The 17,143-nt window shown below is 60.3% G+C and carries 13 protein-coding genes; 9 read left to right on the top strand and 4 right to left on the bottom strand.

Going from position 1 to position 17,143, the window contains the following annotated elements; genetic code table 11:
- The first annotated feature begins 113 nt into the window (after positions 1 to 113).
- The 4 genes from OQ460_RS04720 (at position 114) to OQ460_RS04735 (ending at position 7,418) form a co-directional block, all read left to right on the top strand.
- Positions 114 to 1,025, top strand: coding sequence for an SDR family oxidoreductase (locus OQ460_RS04720; RefSeq protein ID WP_410020725.1), 912 nt, complete (start codon positions 114 to 116; stop codon positions 1,023 to 1,025).
- Positions 1,026 to 1,518: 493 nt separating this feature from the next.
- Positions 1,519 to 3,309 carry a DUF1302 domain-containing protein gene (locus OQ460_RS04725; protein WP_410020726.1) on the top strand — a complete coding sequence of 597 codons (1,791 nt, stop codon included), beginning with the start codon at positions 1,519 to 1,521 and terminating at the stop codon, positions 3,307 to 3,309.
- 26 nt (positions 3,310 to 3,335) lie between these two features.
- Positions 3,336 to 4,703, top strand: a complete 1,368-nt coding sequence (locus tag OQ460_RS04730) for a DUF1329 domain-containing protein (RefSeq protein WP_410020727.1) — start codon at positions 3,336 to 3,338, stop codon at positions 4,701 to 4,703.
- A 174-nt stretch (positions 4,704 to 4,877) separates the two neighbouring features.
- Entirely contained in the window at positions 4,878 to 7,418 is a 2,541-nt protein-coding gene (locus OQ460_RS04735; protein ID WP_410020728.1) for a LuxR C-terminal-related transcriptional regulator, read from the top strand.
- Here the strand turns inward: OQ460_RS04735 and OQ460_RS04740 are convergent.
- Positions 7,415 to 8,203, bottom strand: coding sequence for an IclR family transcriptional regulator (locus OQ460_RS04740; RefSeq protein ID WP_410020729.1), 789 nt, complete (start codon positions 8,201 to 8,203; stop codon positions 7,415 to 7,417). The genes OQ460_RS04735 and OQ460_RS04740 overlap by 4 nt on opposite strands.
- 164 nt (positions 8,204 to 8,367) lie before the next feature.
- On the opposite strand from OQ460_RS04740, the gene hmgA reads away from it, so the two are divergent.
- The 4 genes from hmgA to OQ460_RS04760 all read left to right on the top strand — a co-directional run bounded on the left by hmgA (position 8,368) and on the right by OQ460_RS04760 (position 13,071).
- Entirely contained in the window at positions 8,368 to 9,660 is a 1,293-nt protein-coding gene (gene hmgA / locus OQ460_RS04745) for a homogentisate 1,2-dioxygenase (protein WP_410020730.1), read from the top strand.
- A gap of 2 nt (positions 9,661 to 9,662) precedes the next feature.
- Positions 9,663 to 10,961 (top strand): fumarylacetoacetase, encoded by a 1,299-nt coding sequence (gene fahA, locus OQ460_RS04750; protein WP_410020731.1) that lies wholly within the window; start codon positions 9,663 to 9,665, stop codon positions 10,959 to 10,961.
- Positions 10,962 to 10,973: 12 nt separating this feature from the next.
- Entirely contained in the window at positions 10,974 to 11,609 is a 636-nt protein-coding gene (maiA, locus tag OQ460_RS04755) for a maleylacetoacetate isomerase (protein WP_410020732.1), read from the top strand.
- Positions 11,610 to 11,673: 64 nt separating this feature from the next.
- Positions 11,674 to 13,071: an MFS transporter gene (locus OQ460_RS04760; RefSeq protein WP_410020733.1), complete on the top strand. Its 1,398-nt coding sequence runs from the start codon at positions 11,674 to 11,676 to the stop codon at positions 13,069 to 13,071.
- On the opposite strand, the gene OQ460_RS04765 is transcribed toward OQ460_RS04760, so the two are convergent.
- A complete protein-coding gene (locus tag OQ460_RS04765) occupies positions 12,991 to 13,815 on the bottom strand; it encodes a class I SAM-dependent methyltransferase (RefSeq protein WP_410020734.1) in 825 nt (274 codons plus the stop codon). The two genes, OQ460_RS04760 and OQ460_RS04765, sit on opposite strands and share 81 nt — an antisense overlap.
- Positions 13,816 to 13,857: 42 nt before the next feature.
- On the bottom strand, positions 13,858 to 14,661 hold the full coding sequence (locus OQ460_RS04770; protein WP_410020735.1) for a SirB1 family protein: 804 nt from the start codon (positions 14,659 to 14,661) through the stop codon (positions 13,858 to 13,860).
- Between the two features lie 186 nt (positions 14,662 to 14,847).
- Between OQ460_RS04770 and OQ460_RS04775 the strand changes: the two genes are divergently transcribed.
- Positions 14,848 to 15,867: a Leu/Phe/Val dehydrogenase gene (locus tag OQ460_RS04775; protein WP_410020736.1), complete on the top strand. Its 1,020-nt coding sequence runs from the start codon at positions 14,848 to 14,850 to the stop codon at positions 15,865 to 15,867.
- A 52-nt stretch (positions 15,868 to 15,919) separates the two neighbouring features.
- Here the strand turns inward: OQ460_RS04775 and nhaA are convergent, their stop codons facing one another.
- Positions 15,920 to 17,095, bottom strand: coding sequence for a Na+/H+ antiporter NhaA (gene nhaA, locus OQ460_RS04780; protein WP_410020737.1), 1,176 nt, complete (start codon positions 17,093 to 17,095; stop codon positions 15,920 to 15,922).
- Positions 17,096 to 17,143: the final 48 nt, after the last annotated feature.

The following is a 17,143-nucleotide window of genomic DNA, read 5'->3' on the forward strand; positions in this document are numbered from 1 at the left end:
CGATCATCCCTGAGCCTTATCGCGCACTATTCAGGTCCGCCCGTATTTATTGTGACCCGGTGCCTGGTGACTGACACTCGACGCATCGTCCACTGTTGTCGCTGGAGTTCCGTATGAGTGAGTCTGTGCAGTTCCAAGATAAGGTCGTGATCGTCACCGGGGCTGGTGGCGGATTGGGTCGTGCGCATGCGTTGCTGTTTGCCCGGCACGGGGCCAGGGTACTGGTCAACGATCTTGGCGGCTCGACCCAGGGTGAGGGCGCGAACGCTTCGGCGGCAGACCGTGTGGTAGCCGAGATTCGTGAGGCCGGTGGGATTGCCGAGGCCAATTACGATTCGGTCACAGATGGTGAAAAGATCGTACAGCATGCCCTCGACGCTTTTGGCCGCATCGACGTGTTGGTCAATAATGCCGGGATCCTGCGGGACAAGACTTTCCATAAAATGGACGACGGCGACTGGGATCTGGTTTACCGGGTACACGTCGAAGGCGCTTATAAAGTGACCCGCGCCGCCTGGCCTCATTTGCGCGAGCAAGGCTATGGCCGAGTGATTTTCACCGCGTCCACCTCAGGTATCTACGGGAATTTTGGCCAGTCCAACTACGGCATGGCCAAGCTCGGCTTGTACGGTCTGACCCGGACCCTGGCATTGGAAGGCCGCAAGAACAACATCCTGGTGAATGCCATCGCTCCGACGGGTGGCACGCGGATGACGGAAGGCTTGATCCCGCCGCAGGTTTTCGAGCGGCTCAAGCCGGAGTTGGTCAGCCCGCTGGTGGTCTACCTGGGCAGTGAAGCGTGCCAGGAAACCGGCGGGTTGTTCGAGGTCGGGGGTGGCTGGATCGGCAAAACCCGCTGGGAACGTAGCCTGGGAGTCGGATTCAATCCCGAGGCCGGGTTTTCGCCGGATGATGTGGCGGCCCACTGGCAGCAAATCTGCGACTTTGAAGGCGCAGCCCATCCCGGGGACAATATCGAAGCGTTGAAGGAAATGATGGATAACCTGCAGAAGTACAGCCTCTGATCGTTGCATGAACACTATTTAATCAAAACGAGGCGCTACGGCGCCTCGGTTTATTTCAGGCATAAAAAAGGCCGCTGCATACACAGCGGCCGAAGCAAGACGTTGGATCAAGGAGCTACAAATCAACGTCAGTGAACACCGGTAACAGATTGAATGGTTGGCTCAATCCATTTAAAAACTGGCTTTCCTTCCGAGTTGTGGAAGTGCTGGTTTGCCCTGAAAGCCCGATAAGAATAGTCCTACGCAGCAAAATGAAAAATACTGATTCAAGACAAGGACTGTTACCGGAACGGCAATAGTCGTAAGCAGCTGTGCTCTCTCATCCATGCTCCTGATAACCCTTCATCCATCCTGTCGATAGCGCCGGTAGAACCGCGGCCAGAGCGTCCTCTAATCCTTTTGAGCGACAAAACGAATACCTCCTTGGTGCGCTTATCGCTCCCGATCCCGGGCAGTAGGGTGGGGCCTTCTGTCACACCACCGGGGAAGACGCATGACAAAAACAACAATGCGCGCCATCTTCAGGCCACAGGCGCTGGCCGCTGCGGTTGCTTTGGGTTGCTGCGCGCAGGCGCAGGCTGTTTCGTTCAACATCGGCGAGATTGAGGGGCAGTTCGACTCCTCGCTGTCGGTAGGTGCCAGTTGGGGCATGCGTGATGCCGACAGCAAGCTGGTAGGCACCGTCAATGGTGGCAGTGGCCAGGCTTCCACCGGGGACGACGGGCGCTTGAACTTCAAGAAGGGCGAAACCTTCTCCAAAATCTTCAAGGGCCTGCACGACCTGGAGCTCAAGTACGGCGACACCGGCGTCTTTGTGCGTGGCAAGTACTGGTACGACTTCGAGCTCAAGGATGAAAACCGTGAGTTCAAGCAGATCAGCGATCACAACCGCAAGGAGGGTTCCAAATCCAGCGGTGCGCAGATCCTCGATGCCTTCGTTTATCACAACTATTCCCTGGGCGACCTGCCGGGTACCGTGCGTGCCGGTAAACAGGTGGTCAGTTGGGGCGAAAGTACCTTTATCGGCAACTCCATCAATAGCATCAACCCTGTAGATGTTTCAGCCTTTCGCCGTCCGGGAGCCGAGATCAAGGAAGGGCTGATACCCGTCAATATGCTCTTTGCCTCCCAGGGCCTGACCAACCAACTGACGGTAGAAGGGTTCTACCAGTTGGAGTGGGACCAGACGGTACTGGATAACTGCGGCACCTTCTTTGGTGGTGACGTAGCGGCGGATGGCTGCACCGACAATTACACCGTCGGCAGCCCGGCGATCCGCCCCCTGCAACCGGTGGCCGCGGCATTTGGCCAGGGCTTTGGCGTAACCAATGAAGGCGTGATCGTCCGCCGCGCCGGCGACCGCGATGCGCGGGATTCCGGGCAATTTGGCATGGCGCTGCGCTGGCTGGGCGACGATACCGAATACGGCTTGTACTTCATGAACTACCACAGCCGTACGCCGACAGTGGGCACCCTCACGGCCAATACCAACCTGGCGACGATTGGCAGCATCGTCAACGCGGCCAACGGTCTGGCACCGGGTTCCGGTGCGGGCCTGGCGCAAAGCGTCATGCTCGGACGGGGCCAGTATTACCTTGAATACCCGGAAGACATCCGCCTCTACGGGGCCAGTTTCGCCACGACCTTGCCTACCGGCACCGCCTGGACTGGAGAGATCAGCTATCGCCCCAACGCCCCCGTGCAACTCAACACCACGGACCTGACGCTGGCGCTGCTCAACCCGATTACCGGCAATGGCGCATCGCCGATCCGTAGCTCGTTTGGCGCTGACAACACGGGCTATCGGCGCAAGGAAATTACCCAGTTCCAGACCACCATGACGCAGTTCTTCGACCAGGTCCTGGGCGCCGAACGCCTGACGCTGGTGGGTGAGGCGGCCATCGTGCGGGTCGGCGGACTGGAAGCGAAAACCAAACTGCGCTACGGCCGGGACTCGGTCTACGGCCAATACGGTTTTGGCGGGGACACCGATGGCTTTGTGACTGCCACCTCGTGGGGTTATCGCGCCAGGGCGATTCTCGATTACAACAACGTGGTCGCCGGGATCAATTTCAAGCCCAACCTGTCCTGGTCCCATGACGTCAAGGGCTACGGTCCCAATGGCTTGTTCAACGAAGGGGCCAAGGCTCTGAGCGTGGGCGTCGATGCGGACTACCGCAACACCTACACCGCAAGCCTGAGCTACACCGACTTTTTTGGCGGTGACTACAACACCCTGACCGATCGCGACTTCCTCGCCCTGAGCTTCGGCGTGAACTTCTGATTTGGCTTAAAGAAGGACAAGAGATTATGCATAAGATGATTTTGCAGTGCAGCGTGTTGGCCTTCAGCCTGTTGGCCGCCAACGTGATGGCCGCCGTGTCACCGGAGGAAGCCGCCAAGCTGGGCACCACCTTGACGCCAGTGGGCGCCGAAAAGGCCGGCAACGCCGACGGTTCGATCCCGGCCTGGACTGGCGGCATCCCGAAAAACGCCGGTGCAGTCGACAGCAAGGGCTTTTTGGCCGACCCATTTGCCAATGAAAAACCGTTGTTCGTGATCACTTCCGCCACCGTCGACCAGTACAAGGACAAGCTGTCGGACGGCCAGGTCGCGATGTTCAAGCGTTACCCGCAAACCTACAAGATCCCGGTATACCCGACTCATCGCACGGTCAATCTGCCGGAAGATATCTACGCCTCGATCAAGCGCAGTGCGCTCAACGTCAAGTCGATCAACGACGGAAACGGCCTGGAGAATTTCACCGGCAACCGTTACTACGCGTTCCCGATTCCGAAGAACGGGGTCGAAGTGCTGTGGAACCACATCACCCGTTACCACGGCGGTAACTTGCGGCGCATCATCACCCAGGCTACTCCGCAGACCAACGGCAGCTACACGCCGATCCGCTTTGAAGAAGAAGTGGCAGTGCCGCAACTGATTCCGGACATGGACCCGGCCAAGGGCGCCAACGTGCTGACCTTCTTCAAACAGTCGGTAACGGCGCCGGCGCGCCTGGCAGGCAACGTGCTGCTGGTGCATGAAACCCTCGACCAAGTGAAGGAACCACGCCTGGCCTGGATCTACAACGCCGGCCAGCGTCGGGTGCGTCGTGCGCCACAAGTGGCCTACGACGGGCCGGGCACCGCATCTGATGGCCTGCGCACCTCGGATAACTTCGATATGTTCTCAGGCGCGCCAGATCGTTATGACTGGAAACTGGTGGGCAAGAAGGAAATGTACATTCCCTACAACAGCTACAAGCTGGACTCTCCATCCCTCAAGTACGACGACATCATCAAGGCCGGGCACATCAACCAGGACCTGACCCGCTACGAGCTGCACCGTGTCTGGGAAGTGGTAGGCACGGTCAAGCCAAGCGAGCGGCACATCTACGCCAAGCGTCACATGTACATCGACGAGGACAGTTGGCAGGTGGCACTGGTGGACCATTACGACGGGCGCGGCCAACTGTGGCGAGTGGCCGAAGGGCATGCGCAGTTCTACTACAACCACCAGACGCCGGCCTACACCGTCGAAACCCTGTACGACATCATCGCCGGCCGCTACCTCGCCCTGGGCATGAAGAACGAGGAGAAAAGCAGCTTTGTATTCGGCTTTGACGCCAAGGCAGCGAATTACACACCGGCGGCGCTGCGGGCTTCCGGCGTTCGCTGATACTTGATGGCAGGGGTTTGGCACTCGAGCCCCTGCATGACTTCCGCCGGGCTCCTTTTCAGGCCCGGCTTTTTTATGTCCGCCAATCAGCCCGCTGAATACTTCTTCAACAACCAGCCATCACAGGGCTACGGTAGGCCGCACGCCGCATAAAAATAAAAAAGGGACGCTGTAATGACTGCCATGACCCGTTGTCTGGATCGTCCTGGATTCATGCCACGTTTGTCTTCCCATCATGTGTTGCGCCCGCGCCTGACCGAACCTCTGCTGGCAGCAGAGTCGCGGGTGAAATTGCTTTGTGCGCCAGCCGGCAGCGGCAAGAGCGCGCTGCTGGCCGAATGCGCGTTGCAGGCGCCGGCCGGTGTGCCGGTTTCCTGGTTGCCCCTCAATGGCATGGCCCTGGGCCCGCTCGACCTCTGTCAGCGGCTGGCCCAGGGCCTGGGCCTGCGATTTGTCGATGAGGCCACGTTGCTGCTCGACCTGAGCCGCTGGCAGGCGCGAGCCTGGCTGTTTCTCGACGACTATTGCCGGGTTCCGGCCCCCGCGCTGGATGCGTTGCTCGATCGCCTGCTGGCGGCCAGCAGTCCCTCCTTGACCTGGTGGCTGGGCGCGCGACGCCGGCCAGCCTGCAATTGGCCGCGGTTGCTGCTCGATGATGAGTTGTGGGAATGCAATGGCGCGGAATTGGCATTTGATCGGGATGAAGTCCAGCAGTTGATCGGCCACCAAGCCAGCCCCGGGCAAACCGTCGACAAGGTGCTGCAGTTCAGCGCCGGCTGGTGCGCCGGCGTACGTGTCGTCCTGCTGGAGTGCGATCACCCGGCTGATAGCGGCGCCTGGCATGGGCGCTCCCAGACATTGCTCGACTATTTGCAGCACGAGCTGTTCAGCAGTCTGCCCGAGGAGTTGGCCGAGGCCTGGCGCGTGCTGGCGCATTTGCCACGGTTCAATCCAGGCTTGTGCGAGCACTTGTTCGGTTTTGGCGACGGCACCAGTTACCTGCGGGACTTGCAGGCGTTGGGCGCGTTTATCGAGCCCTGGGAAGATTCGCCGGAGTGGCTGCAGGTGTTCGCGCCCCTGGCCCGCTTGCTACAGGACGAACCCTGGCCGGCCAAGCGTTCCTGGCATCGGCGCGCCTGCCAATGGTTCACCGCCGCGCAGGACTGGCAGGCGGCCTTTGAGCAAGCCTTGCTGGCGCAGGAGTACGAAGTGGCGGTCAGCTTGTTGCAGCACTTCAGCTTTGAAGATCTGTTCCGCCAGCAAAACGCGGTGCTGTTGTTGCGCCTGCATGAGCAACATGGTGACGAACTGATGCTGGGGTCGGCGCAATTGGTAGGGTTGGTCACTGCTGCGTTGTTGTTTGCAGGGCGCTTCGAACAGGCTGCGCAGTGTATCGATCAGTTGGCGCGCTTTACTCCGCAGCCCTCGGCGTCGTTGCAGCGCCATCTGGTGGCGCGTTGGCAGGCGCAGTGGGGTTGGCTGTTGCATTTGGGGGGGGAGGCGAAATGCGCCCGCGAGCACTTTCTTGCAGCCTTGGATGATTTGCCGGACAGCGCCTGGACCTCTCGGCTGATGTGCCTGTCCGGGCTTACGCAGCAGGCGTTGTTGCGCGGTGAGCTGGATGTGGCCCAGTCCCTGAATCGTCAGGCGCTGTGTCTGGCGCGATCCCACGGTTCGCTGCTGCTGGAAGCGGTGCTTGAACTGGATCACGCGCAATTGCTGGAGCAGCGTGGTGCGCCGTATCGGGCCCAGAGCCTGCTGGAAAGTGTTCAGGCAATGCTGGTTCAGCAACGTCTCAAGGCCGGTCCGCTGATGGGCCGGATCGCTTTGCGGCGTGGGCATCTGGCCTTGCGCCAGGGGCATGACAGCCTGGCTGCCGAATGTCTTGAATCAGGCTTGCAGATATGCCTGGAGAGCCAGGACAAACGCGCGCTTTACGGCTTTCTCGGGCTCGCGATATTGGCGGCCAACCGCGGTGATTACGGCCAGGCTTTTATCCAGTTGCGCGATGCCGAACGTTTGATGCAGCAACGGCAAGTGCCCGATACGGTGTACCGGGCGGTGTTGCTGTTGCTCAGTGGGCACTTCTGGTTGCAGCAAGGGCGGGCCGAACTGACCCTGGAAGCTGTCAGCCGGGTGCTGCGTCACTTTCAGGGACCGGCGGCCAAGCAGGCACCGCCCGCCACCCTGGAGTTGATCCCCAGGCTGGAGTACTTGCTGGTGTTGGCGCAAGTTAAACTGCGCCGCGCCGATCAGCCCATCCTGCGGCTCGCCGCGTTGCTGGAAACTGCGCGCCAGCGGGGCATGCAGTGCCTGGAAGGGGAGTTGCAGCTGGTGTTGGGGGAGGTTGCCTGGCAGACGGGAGATCGAGCCCTGGCGGTGCGCTCGCTGCAAGCCGGCCTGGAACTGGCGGGCCGTTGTCAGGTACAGCAAGCGATCCGCGAACTGCGCTTGCGTCAGCCGGGGTTGTTGAGCGAACTGGGACTGGAGCCTTGCGAGAATGTGGCTGTGGCGGGAGGCAGCCCCCTCAGTCAGCGCGAGCTGGAGGTGTTGCAACTGATTGCGTTGGGTAACTCCAACCTGGAAATCGCTGAGCAGTTGTTCATCTCGCTGCACACGGTAAAAACCCACGCGCGCCGGATTCACAGCAAACTTGGGGTGGAACGGCGTACCCAGGCCGTGGCCAAGGCCAAGACCCTGGGCCTGATGGTTTAGGGCTGGTAGCCCATGCGCCAACTCACTGCCCGGCTTGCGGCCAACAACTGCTCGGCCGCCGGCCCGTGTTCATCGGCATGGAACAACGATGTCGGCCCGACGACCGTCAACACCGCTGCGACATGTCCCATGGCATTGAACACCGGCGCCGACAATGCATCGACCCCAGGCATCAGCAAGCCGTGGACAAAGTGCAGGCCGCGCTGGCGAATCTGTTCACAGGTCTGCGCGTAGGCCTGATTGTCCGCCAGCGAATGGGCGACGCCGGCCTGGATCTCCTGCTCGCGCAATTCCACGGTCTCCCTGGGCGGCAGGAACGCGCTGAACACCAGCCCGGTGGAAGAGCTGAGCAGCGGTAGCACAGAGCCCAATTGCGTCACCACCGTGACCGCGCGCACCGCTGGTTCGATATGCACCACGGTGGCACCCCGGTTGCCCCATACCGCCAGGAAGCAGGTTTCATTCAACTCATCGCGCAGTTCCGCCAGCGGCAAGGCAGCGACTTTCAGCACATCCATGCTGCTCAGTGCGGCAAGACCTACACGCAAGGCTTCGCGGCCCAGCCCGTAATGGTTGGTGGCGGCGTTCTGTTCGGCAAAGCCTGAGGCGATCAGCGCCTGCAAGTAACGGTGGACCTTGCTGGCCGGCATCTGCACATGTTCGGCCAGGCGCGAAAGGGACGTGGCGGGCGACAGTTCGGCCAGCGCCTTGAGGATGTCGGTACCAACCTCGGCCGAGCGGACTTTCTGTTTACCGGTGTCGCGAGTTGCGAGCGGCTTTTCCATGGAGGGCATGTATCTCAGGGACGAATGGCGGTCTTTATAGCTTGACGCTCATTACCAATCAAATTACGTTATGCGTAATTAGATTACGATAAAAATAACGACAGCGTGCGCAGGCTTCTTCAAGAGGGCGGCGTTGTGCTGTCCACTCCACTCGAGGAGGCACCATGTCCCCTGATTCCTTGGTCTACCAATCGGGCTTTGGTAACGAATTCGCCAGCGAAGCCTTGCCCGGCGCCCTGCCGGTTGGCCAGAACTCCCCGCAAAAAGCGCCTTATGGGCTGTACACCGAATTGCTCTCCGGTACCGCTTTCACCATGCCCCGCAGCGAAGCCCGGCGCACCTGGTTGTATCGCATTCAGCCGTCGGCCAATCATCCGGCATTCGTCAAGCTTGAACGGCAGTTGGCCGGTGGCCCGTTGGGTGCGGTGACGCCCAATCGCCTGCGTTGGAACCCGCTGGATTTTCCCGGTGAAGCGACGGATTTTGTCGATGGCCTGGTAGGTATGGTTGCCAACTCAGGGTCGGAGAAACCCTCCGGTATCAGCATCTATCACTACCGTGCCAACCGTTCCATGGAGCGTGTGTTCTTCAATGCCGACGGCGAGTTGTTGATCGTTCCCGAGCAAGGTCGCCTGCGCATCGCCACCGAGCTTGGGATAATCGACGTAGAACCGCTGGAAATCGTGGTCGTGCCACGGGGCATGAAATTTCGCGTCGAGTTGCTTGATGGCCTGGCGCGCGGCTACGTCGCCGAAAACCATGGCGCGCCGCTGCGCCTGCCGGACCTGGGACCGATTGGCAGCAACGGCCTGGCCAACCCGCGGGATTTCCTCGCCCCTGTCGCGCATTACGAAGACCTGTCACAGCCGACGCCCCTGGTGCAGAAGTTCCTTGGAGAACTCTGGGGCTGCACGCTGGATCATTCGCCGCTGAACGTCGTGGCGTGGCATGGCAACAACGTGCCCTACAAATATGATCTGCGTCGCTTCAACACTATTGGTACGGTAAGTTTCGATCACCCGGATCCCTCGATCTTTACGGTGTTGACCTCGCCCACCAGCGTCCATGGCCTGGCCAACCTCGATTTCGTGATCTTTCCGCCGCGCTGGATGGTGGCCGAGAACACTTTCCGGCCACCCTGGTTCCACCGCAACCTGATGAACGAGTACATGGGCCTGATCCAGGGCGCCTACGACGCCAAGGCCGAAGGCTTCCTGCCGGGCGGCGCGTCATTGCATAGCTGCATGAGCGCCCACGGCCCGGATGGCGAGACCTGCACCAAGGCCATCGCTGCCGATCTGGCGCCCCACAAGATCGATAACACCATGGCCTTCATGTTCGAGACCAGCCAAGTGCTGCGTCCTACACGATATGCCCTGGAATGCGCGCAATTGCAGAACAACTACGACGCTTGCTGGTCCTCGTTTCCGGCGACCTTCAACCCGAATCGGAGATAACCATGACGCAGTCCACCATCACCCGCAGCTGGGTAGCCTCGGCCAATAATCATGCGGATTTCCCTCTGCAAAACCTGCCGTTGGGCGTGTTCAGTCGCGATGGATCGACGCCGCGCAGTGGCGTGGCTATCGGTGAGCACATCTTCGACCTGCAGGCCGCCCGGGACTTCTTCGAAGGCCAGGCGCGCCGAGCCGTCGACGCTGCAGCCAGCGGTCAGTTGAACGAATTTTTCGAACTGGGCCGCGAGCCTCGGATCGCCTTGCGTGAACGCCTGCTGGAACTGCTGGGCGAAGACAGCAAGTTCAAGGAAAAACTGCAGGCATTGGGCGCCAAGGTGCTGCCGCTGGCTGCCGACTGCCAGATGCACATGCCGGCGAAAATCAACGATTACACTGACTTTTACGTCGGCATCGAGCACGCGCAAAACGTCGGCAAGCTGTTCCGTCCAGACAACCCGTTGCTGCCTAATTACAAGTATGTGCCGATCGGCTATCACGGCCGTGCTTCGACGATCCGTCTTTCCGGCACAGAGGTTCGCCGGCCCAAAGGCCAGACCCTGCCGGCCGGGCAGACTGAGCCAACGTTCGGTCCTTGTGCGCGGCTGGACTATGAGCTGGAGCTGGGTATCTGGATCGGCCAGGGCAATGCCATGGGCGATTCGATTGCCATTGGTGACGCCGCCGATCACATCGCCGGTTTCTGCCTGCTCAACGATTGGTCGGCGCGGGATATCCAGGCCTGGGAATACCAGCCGCTGGGGCCGTTTTTGTCGAAGAGCTTCATCACCAGCATTTCACCGTGGGTGGTAACGGCTGAAGCGCTGGAACCTTTCCGCAAGGCCCAGCCGGCGCGGCCTGAGGGTGATCCGCAACCGTTGTCTTACTTGCTGGACACGCGTGACCAAGCCGCCGGTGCGTTTGATATCGAACTGCAAGTGTTGCTGACCACCGCCTCGATGCGCGAGCAGAACCTGCCGGCTCATCGCCTGACTTTGAGCAATACCCGGCATATGTACTGGACTGTCGCGCAAATGGTTGCGCACCACAGCGTCAACGGCTGCCAATTGCAGGCTGGTGACCTGTTCGGCTCGGGCACTTTGTCTGGACCTGAAGCCGGGCAGTTCGGCAGCCTGCTGGAAATCACCGAAGGCGGGAAAAAGCCGATTGAATTGGCCTCGGGCGAAGTTCGCAAGTTCCTTGAAGACGGCGACGAAATCATCTTGCGCGCGCGCTGCAGTCGCGAAGGTTTTGCCTCCATCGGTTTCGGCGAATGCCGGGGCATTGTCATCGCGGCGCGCTAAGAGGGCAGGGGCATGGAACTCTATACGTATTATCGCTCCACAGCGTCCTATCGGGTACGCATCGCCCTGGCACTCAAGGGCCTGGATTTTACCGCCGTGCCGGTCAATCTGCTGGTACCGGTGGGCGGTGCCAATCGCCAACCTGAATATCTGGCGATCAACCCCCAGGGCCGTGTTCCTGCCTTGCGCACGGACGACGGCGAGCTGTTGATTCAGTCATCGGCGATCATTGAATACTTGGACGAACGTTATCCACAGGTGCCGCTGTTTTCCACAAACCTGCAAACCCGTGCCCATGAGCGGGCCGTGGCCTCGATCATCGCCTGTGACATTCATCCTTTGCACAACTCCAGTACGCAGAACCTGTTGCGCCAGTGGGGGCATGATGAGGCGCAACTGCTGGAATGGATCGGGCACTGGATCAGCCAGGGACTGGGTGCGGTTGAGCAGTTGATTGGCGATCAGGGATTCTGCTTTGGCGAAAAACCGGGGCTGGCCGATGCATTTCTGGTCCCGCAACTGTATGCCGCTGAGCGGTTCAAGGTGGCGCTGGATACGTACCCACGAATCCAGCGAGTAGCTGCTTTGGCGGCGCAGCATCCGGCATTTGTGCAGGCTCATCCGGCGAACCAGCCAGATACTCCGTGACACGTTGTACGTATCCGCCTCTTCCGAAGGCCGGAACACCATAAAAACAACAAAGGTCCTTGCGATGCACAATCAGATTGCCAGCTTTCGCGCGGCACTCGACACCCGCCCGGTGTCGCGCTACCAGTGGTTGATTCTCTTGTTGTTGGCGTTGTTATTGGTGACGGACGGCTACGATGCCCAAGTCCTGGGTTATGTCGTGCCGGCGTTGGCAGCGGATTGGGGTCTGGAAAAATCGGCGTTCGGGCCGGTATTCAGCGCCAACCTGTTGGGGTTGACCTTGGGATCGCTGGCGGTGACGCCATTGGCGGACCGCTTTGGCGTGCGACGCATCCTGCTGGCCTGTGTACTGATCTATGCCAGCCTCACGGTATTGATGGTGTTCGCCGACTCTCTCAATACGCTGATGGCCGCGCGTTTTATCTGCGGCATCGGTATGGGAGGCGCGATGCCCAGTGCCATGGCATTGATGTCCGAATATTCGCCGCCACGCCTGCGCACCTTGATGGTGACCCTGGCCGCGTGCGGTTTTTCCTTCGGTGGCGCGGCGGGTGGGTTCGTCGCTGCCGGGTTTATCGACAGCTTTGGCTGGCAGGCGGTGTTTCTCGCGGGCGGCGTAACGCCATTGCTGCTGTTTCCATTTCTGGTGTGGTGGTTGCCTGAGTCATTGCCGCGTTTGCTGCGGGATGCACCACCCTATGTGCGTCTACAGAAAGTCACCGAGCGAATGCTGCCGGGTTGGCAAGCCCCGTTGGCCAGTGAAGAGCAGAATCGCCAGGAGCAAGGCAGCAAACTGACGGTGGTGGAGCTGTTCCGCCATGGTTACGCACGTCCGACCTTGCTGCTGTGGTCGACGTTTTTTGTCAGCTTGATCCTGCTGTATTTCATGATCAGTTGGCTGCCCTCGCTGCTGCTGGAAAGCGGCCTGGGCTTGAACGAAGCCAATCTGGTGACGTCGATGTTCCTGTTTGCCGGCACCTTGGGCGCCATTGGCATGGCGTGGTTTGCCGATCGCCTCAAAAGCAAGGTTCGGCTGCTGTCAGGGATACTCGCGGCGGCGGCTGTATGCACGATTCTGCTGGGGCTTAATCACGACAATCCGCGTTATCTGGTGGCTTTTGTGTTTGCCGCGGGCTTCTGCATCATTGGTGGCCAATTGACCCTCAACGCGTTCGCCAGCAACTTCTATCCGGCCCATGTGCGTGCCACCGGTACGGGGTGGGCACTGGGCGTCGGGCGTTTTGGCTCGATCCTGGGACCGCTGTTGGGCAGCATGTTGCTGGCAATGCATGTGCCGGTGCAGCAGATTTTCTTCTTCTGCGCGATCCCTGCGGTGGTTGCGGCGTTGTTGATCATTCAGGTGCGTGCGCCCAAGGATGCTTTAACGGCGCCTGGCCGTGATCAGGCGCAACCCCCAACCGGTGGGCACGGTGCCGTCGTTTTGCCGAAGGTCGGCGACTGAGGCCAGGAAGCGTTCTTTCAGGCGGGCTTTGGCGGCTGCTGTCAGGCGGTCGATATCGTAGGTGTCTTTTAACGACCCCCACAGCGCTTCTGGCTGGGGGTGCCAATGGACGTCGATATCCTCAATGCTGATGTCACTGAAGTGAGTCCGCAACAAGGCTTGCCAACCCGCTTCGCTGCGTGTTCTTGGGTCGCCCATGGGCAGTGTGGGTAACCGGTCTTCCTCGGCGATGGGACGAAAGGCCTGCATGAACGCCGTTCCTACGGCGCCCAATAGAAATGTCCTGCCGATCAGCACCGCGAATGTGCCGTCGCGGCGCAGGACTCTCTGTACTTCTCGCAATACCTGTTCGACATCGTCCATCAGCATGATCGCCATGTGCGACAGCAGTATGTCAATGCTCGCCGTGGCAACGCTCAGCGCCTGGGCGCGTTCCTTGAGCAGGATGACGTCGCCGGGAAGGCGCGAACGGGCAGCGTCCAGTTCTGCCTGGCTCATGTCGACACCCACCAGTTGCAGTCCGGGTTGCTGCCGGTGGGCCAGTTGTGAAAGCAGGTAGCCATCACCGCACGCCAGGTCGAGTACGGCCAGCGGAGCACCTGTGGTGGGAACCAGCGCGGTCAATGCGCTGTAGGAGCAGCTGTGTTTCTCTGTCGCCAGGTCGGCAAAAGCAGCGCTGGTAGTGCCTGGCAGGCGCTGGTGAAAATCTTCGAGATAGCGTTCGGTGGGGGAGCGCAGGGGCATGACAACCTCATCCTTGGGGCGCTATAGCTTACGCCAAGTGGTTCAATGCACCACAGAATTGGGCGGCAGATGCCCCAGTCGCTCGGTCAGGCGCAAGCGCTGGACCGGGTCTTCACTGAGCATCAGTGCATGTTCAAGATCAAAGCGCTCGGCATTCGGGCAGTCCAGGTGCTTATACAGGCTGGCCCGCGCCAGATAGTCGGCGGCACTGGCGTTGCCCAGCTCCAGCACACGCTCGGCGTCCACCAGGGCGGCGAGGTGGTTGTCGTTGGACAGGTGCAGCTGGCGCAGGTTACGTGACAGCCGTTGCAGGATGAGCCGTGGCTCGGCAGTGTGCAGGTGATCGGCTTGCAGCTCGAGGTTGGGGCCGTACTGGCGTTGCAGCAGTTCACGGCAGTCGTTGGGGTACAGGCGCCGACCGCCGCACGGGTCCAACAGATAGTCGGTGCCGTTCACCCGCAGCAGGAAGTGGCCCGGAAAGTTGACTCCAACCATCGGGATATTCAGGCGGCGCGCTAGCTCCAGCGCAATCAGCCCCAAGGCCAGCGGTTGCCCGCGTCGACGTTGCAGGACTTTGTCCAGTAGTGCTGCAGCGGGACGCAACGGGGTGAAGTCGTCCTGGGCAAAGCCCAGATCGTTCATCCGCCGCAGCAGCGGTTGCCCCAGTTCCTGAGGAGCAAGCATGGGCATATCCAGGCTGACTTGTTGTTGCAGCAAAGTGAAGTCAGCCAGGATCGCGCGCGGCTCGACGCTCGGATCGTGCTCGGCCGCCATCCACAGCGCAGCCTCGAACAGCGCGGGTGGGGACCGGTCCAGGCAGGCGAAAAGGGCTTGGCGGGGATTCATCGAGTTCTCCGGCAGATGCCTTGTTTTAGCCTTACTGCGAATGTTCGTCTAGTCCTTGGGGAAACGACCTTCTTGTTTATGTCGCAAACCCTGCAAAATCGGCGGGCTTATTCCTGCGTGCCTCAGCAGGTTTTCGGCGTGAGTCCTATACTTGGCGCCTACAACAAGTGATTCGGGAGCTTGACGATGTTTGCTCTCATGCACAGCACCCGCCTTGAATCGCTGCACCTGAGCGTCGACCCGGTGACCGGGTTGCGGGCGATCATTGCCATTCATAGCAGCCGCCTGGGACCTGCCCTGGGCGGGTGTCGCTACCTGGCTTATCCCGACGACGAAAGCGCCGTGGCAGATGCTGCGCGCCTGGCCCAGGGCATGAGCTACAAGGCCGTCCTGGCCGGTTTGCCGGTGGGTGGTGGCAATGCGGTGATCATCCGCCCCGCGCATGTGGAAAGCCGTGCTGCCCTGTTCGAGGCTTTCGGTCGTTGTATCGAGCAACTGGACGGTCGCTACATTACCGCCATCGATAGTGGCACCTCAGTGATGGATATGGACTGCATCGCCCAGCAGACTCGTTTCGTCACCAGCACCACGGCTGCCGGCGACCCTTCGCCCCATGCGGCCATGGGGGTATTTGCCGGGATCCGCACCACCGCCATGGCTCGTCTTGGCAGTGACAACCTGGAAGGCTTGCGCGTGGCGATCCAAGGCCTGGGGAATGTCGGTTTTGCCTTGGCCGAGCAATTGCACGCGGCGGGCGCCGAATTGCTGGTCAGTGATATTGACCAGGGTAAAGTGCAGTTGGCCATGGAACAGTTGGGTGCCCATCCGATTGCCAATGACGCCTTGCTCAGCACCCCCTGCGACATCCTTGCGCCCTGTGGCCTGGGCGCGGTGCTCAATCGGCAAAGTGTGCGCCAGTTACGCTGCGCAGCCGTGGCCGGCTCTGCCAGTGCCCAGTTGACCCACCTGCAAGTAGCCGATCAGTTGGAAGGGCGGGGCATCCTCTACGCACCGGACTATGTCATCAACTCCGGGGGCTTGATCTACGTGGCCCTCAAGCACGGCGGCGCCGAGCTTGCCACCATCACGGCCCATCTATCGAACATAGGCGTGCGCCTGACCGAGATATTCGCCCATGCTCAAGCAGAAAAACGCTCCCCCGCGCGGGTCGCGGATGAACTGGCGGAACGCTTGTTGTACCCCTAGGCCACAGTATTTGCGGATGCTGCGAAAATACTGTGGCTAACCTCGAGCGAGATTACCTGACGACGCCGCCGCGACGCAGGACCAGTACGCCGCCAATTGCAGCCAGGATCGAACCGATCAGTACCCCGACTTTGACTTCATCAATCAAATGAGCTGATCCGGCGAAGGCCAGGTTGCCGATGAACAGGCTCATGGTGAAGCCGATGCCGCATAATAGTGCGACGCCGTAAAGCTGCAGCCAACTGCTCCCTTGCGGTAACTTCGCCAGGCCTAGGCGGATGGCCAGGGCAGCCAATAGAAAAACGCCGATCTGCTTGCCCAGTAACAGGCCCAGCGCTACACCCAGCGGGACCGGGTCAACCAGGTTCGCCAGGGAAATACCGGACAATGAGACCCCGGCGTTGGCGAAGCCAAAAATGGGCACCACCATGAACGCCACCCACAAATGTAGTTTCTCTTCGAGAAACAGCAGTGGCGACCGGGCTTCTTCCTCGGGTCTGCCCATGGGAATGCACAACGCCACGGCAACACCCGCCAGCGTGGCATGCACACCCGATTGCAGGACAAAAAACCACAATACGCCGCCGAACAAAAGATAAGGGAACAGGCGCTTTACACCCAGTCGATTCATGGCAATCAGAACGAGCAGGGTCGCGAGCGACGCCAGCAACATCGGCATGGAAAGTCCCGACGTGTAGAAAAAGGCGATGATCACCACTGCTCCGAGGTCGTCGATGATTGCCAGCGCCGCGAGGAACACTTTCAGCGACGTCGGGACCCGCTTGCCCAGCAACGACAAGACACCCAATGCAAAGGCGATGTCGGTTGCGGCAGGGATCGCCCATCCGCTCAATGTCTGGGGGTTACCCCAGTTGATAGCAACATAGATCAGCGCAGGAACCAGCATGCCGCCCAAGGCACCAAACCCTGGCAAAGCACGCTGGCCCCAGGTGGAAAGCCCACCTGCAAGCACTTCTCTCTTGATCTCCAGACCCACCATCAGGAAGAAGATCGCCATCAGGCCATCGTTGACCCAGTGTTCGATGGACATACCCAGCCAGACACTGCGCAAGGCCTCAAAGTAAGTCTGGGAGAGCGGCGAATTGGCCACAATCAGAGCAGCCAGCGCTGCGCCCATCAGCACAAGCCCGCCAGCGGCTTCCGACGACAGGAAACGGGCCAGGATGGCGGCGGCTCTAGGGGTTTCTTTAGCGTGATGCTTGGTCATCAACATCCTTAAGGAGGGCAAAAAGGTAATATATTAACATCCGTAAGC

This window comes from Pseudomonas imrae (assembly GCF_046352735.2).
Taxonomy (GTDB): domain Bacteria; phylum Pseudomonadota; class Gammaproteobacteria; order Pseudomonadales; family Pseudomonadaceae; genus Aquipseudomonas; species Aquipseudomonas imrae.

What these genes read in the sequence shown, in the direction of transcription:
- OQ460_RS04775 (WP_410020736.1), top strand. Translation starts at nt 14,848, where the DNA reads ATGTTTGCTCTCATGCACAGCACCCGCCTTGAATCGCTGCACCTGAGC.
- hmgA (WP_410020730.1), top strand. Translation starts at nt 8,368, where the DNA reads ATGTCCCCTGATTCCTTGGTCTACCAATCGGGCTTTGGTAACGAATTC.
- maiA (WP_410020732.1), top strand. Translation starts at nt 10,974, where the DNA reads ATGGAACTCTATACGTATTATCGCTCCACAGCGTCCTATCGGGTACGC.
- OQ460_RS04720 (WP_410020725.1), top strand. Translation starts at nt 114, where the DNA reads ATGAGTGAGTCTGTGCAGTTCCAAGATAAGGTCGTGATCGTCACCGGG.
- OQ460_RS04740 (WP_410020729.1), bottom strand. Translation starts at nt 8,203, where the DNA reads ATGGAAAAGCCGCTCGCAACTCGCGACACCGGTAAACAGAAAGTCCGC.
- OQ460_RS04730 (WP_410020727.1), top strand. Translation starts at nt 3,336, where the DNA reads ATGCATAAGATGATTTTGCAGTGCAGCGTGTTGGCCTTCAGCCTGTTG.
- OQ460_RS04735 (WP_410020728.1), top strand. Translation starts at nt 4,878, where the DNA reads ATGACTGCCATGACCCGTTGTCTGGATCGTCCTGGATTCATGCCACGT.
- OQ460_RS04760 (WP_410020733.1), top strand. Translation starts at nt 11,674, where the DNA reads ATGCACAATCAGATTGCCAGCTTTCGCGCGGCACTCGACACCCGCCCG.
- OQ460_RS04725 (WP_410020726.1), top strand. Translation starts at nt 1,519, where the DNA reads ATGACAAAAACAACAATGCGCGCCATCTTCAGGCCACAGGCGCTGGCC.
- OQ460_RS04770 (WP_410020735.1), bottom strand. Translation starts at nt 14,661, where the DNA reads ATGAATCCCCGCCAAGCCCTTTTCGCCTGCCTGGACCGGTCCCCACCC.
- fahA (WP_410020731.1), top strand. Translation starts at nt 9,663, where the DNA reads ATGACGCAGTCCACCATCACCCGCAGCTGGGTAGCCTCGGCCAATAAT.
- nhaA (WP_410020737.1), bottom strand. Translation starts at nt 17,095, where the DNA reads ATGACCAAGCATCACGCTAAAGAAACCCCTAGAGCCGCCGCCATCCTG.
- OQ460_RS04765 (WP_410020734.1), bottom strand. Translation starts at nt 13,815, where the DNA reads ATGCCCCTGCGCTCCCCCACCGAACGCTATCTCGAAGATTTTCACCAG.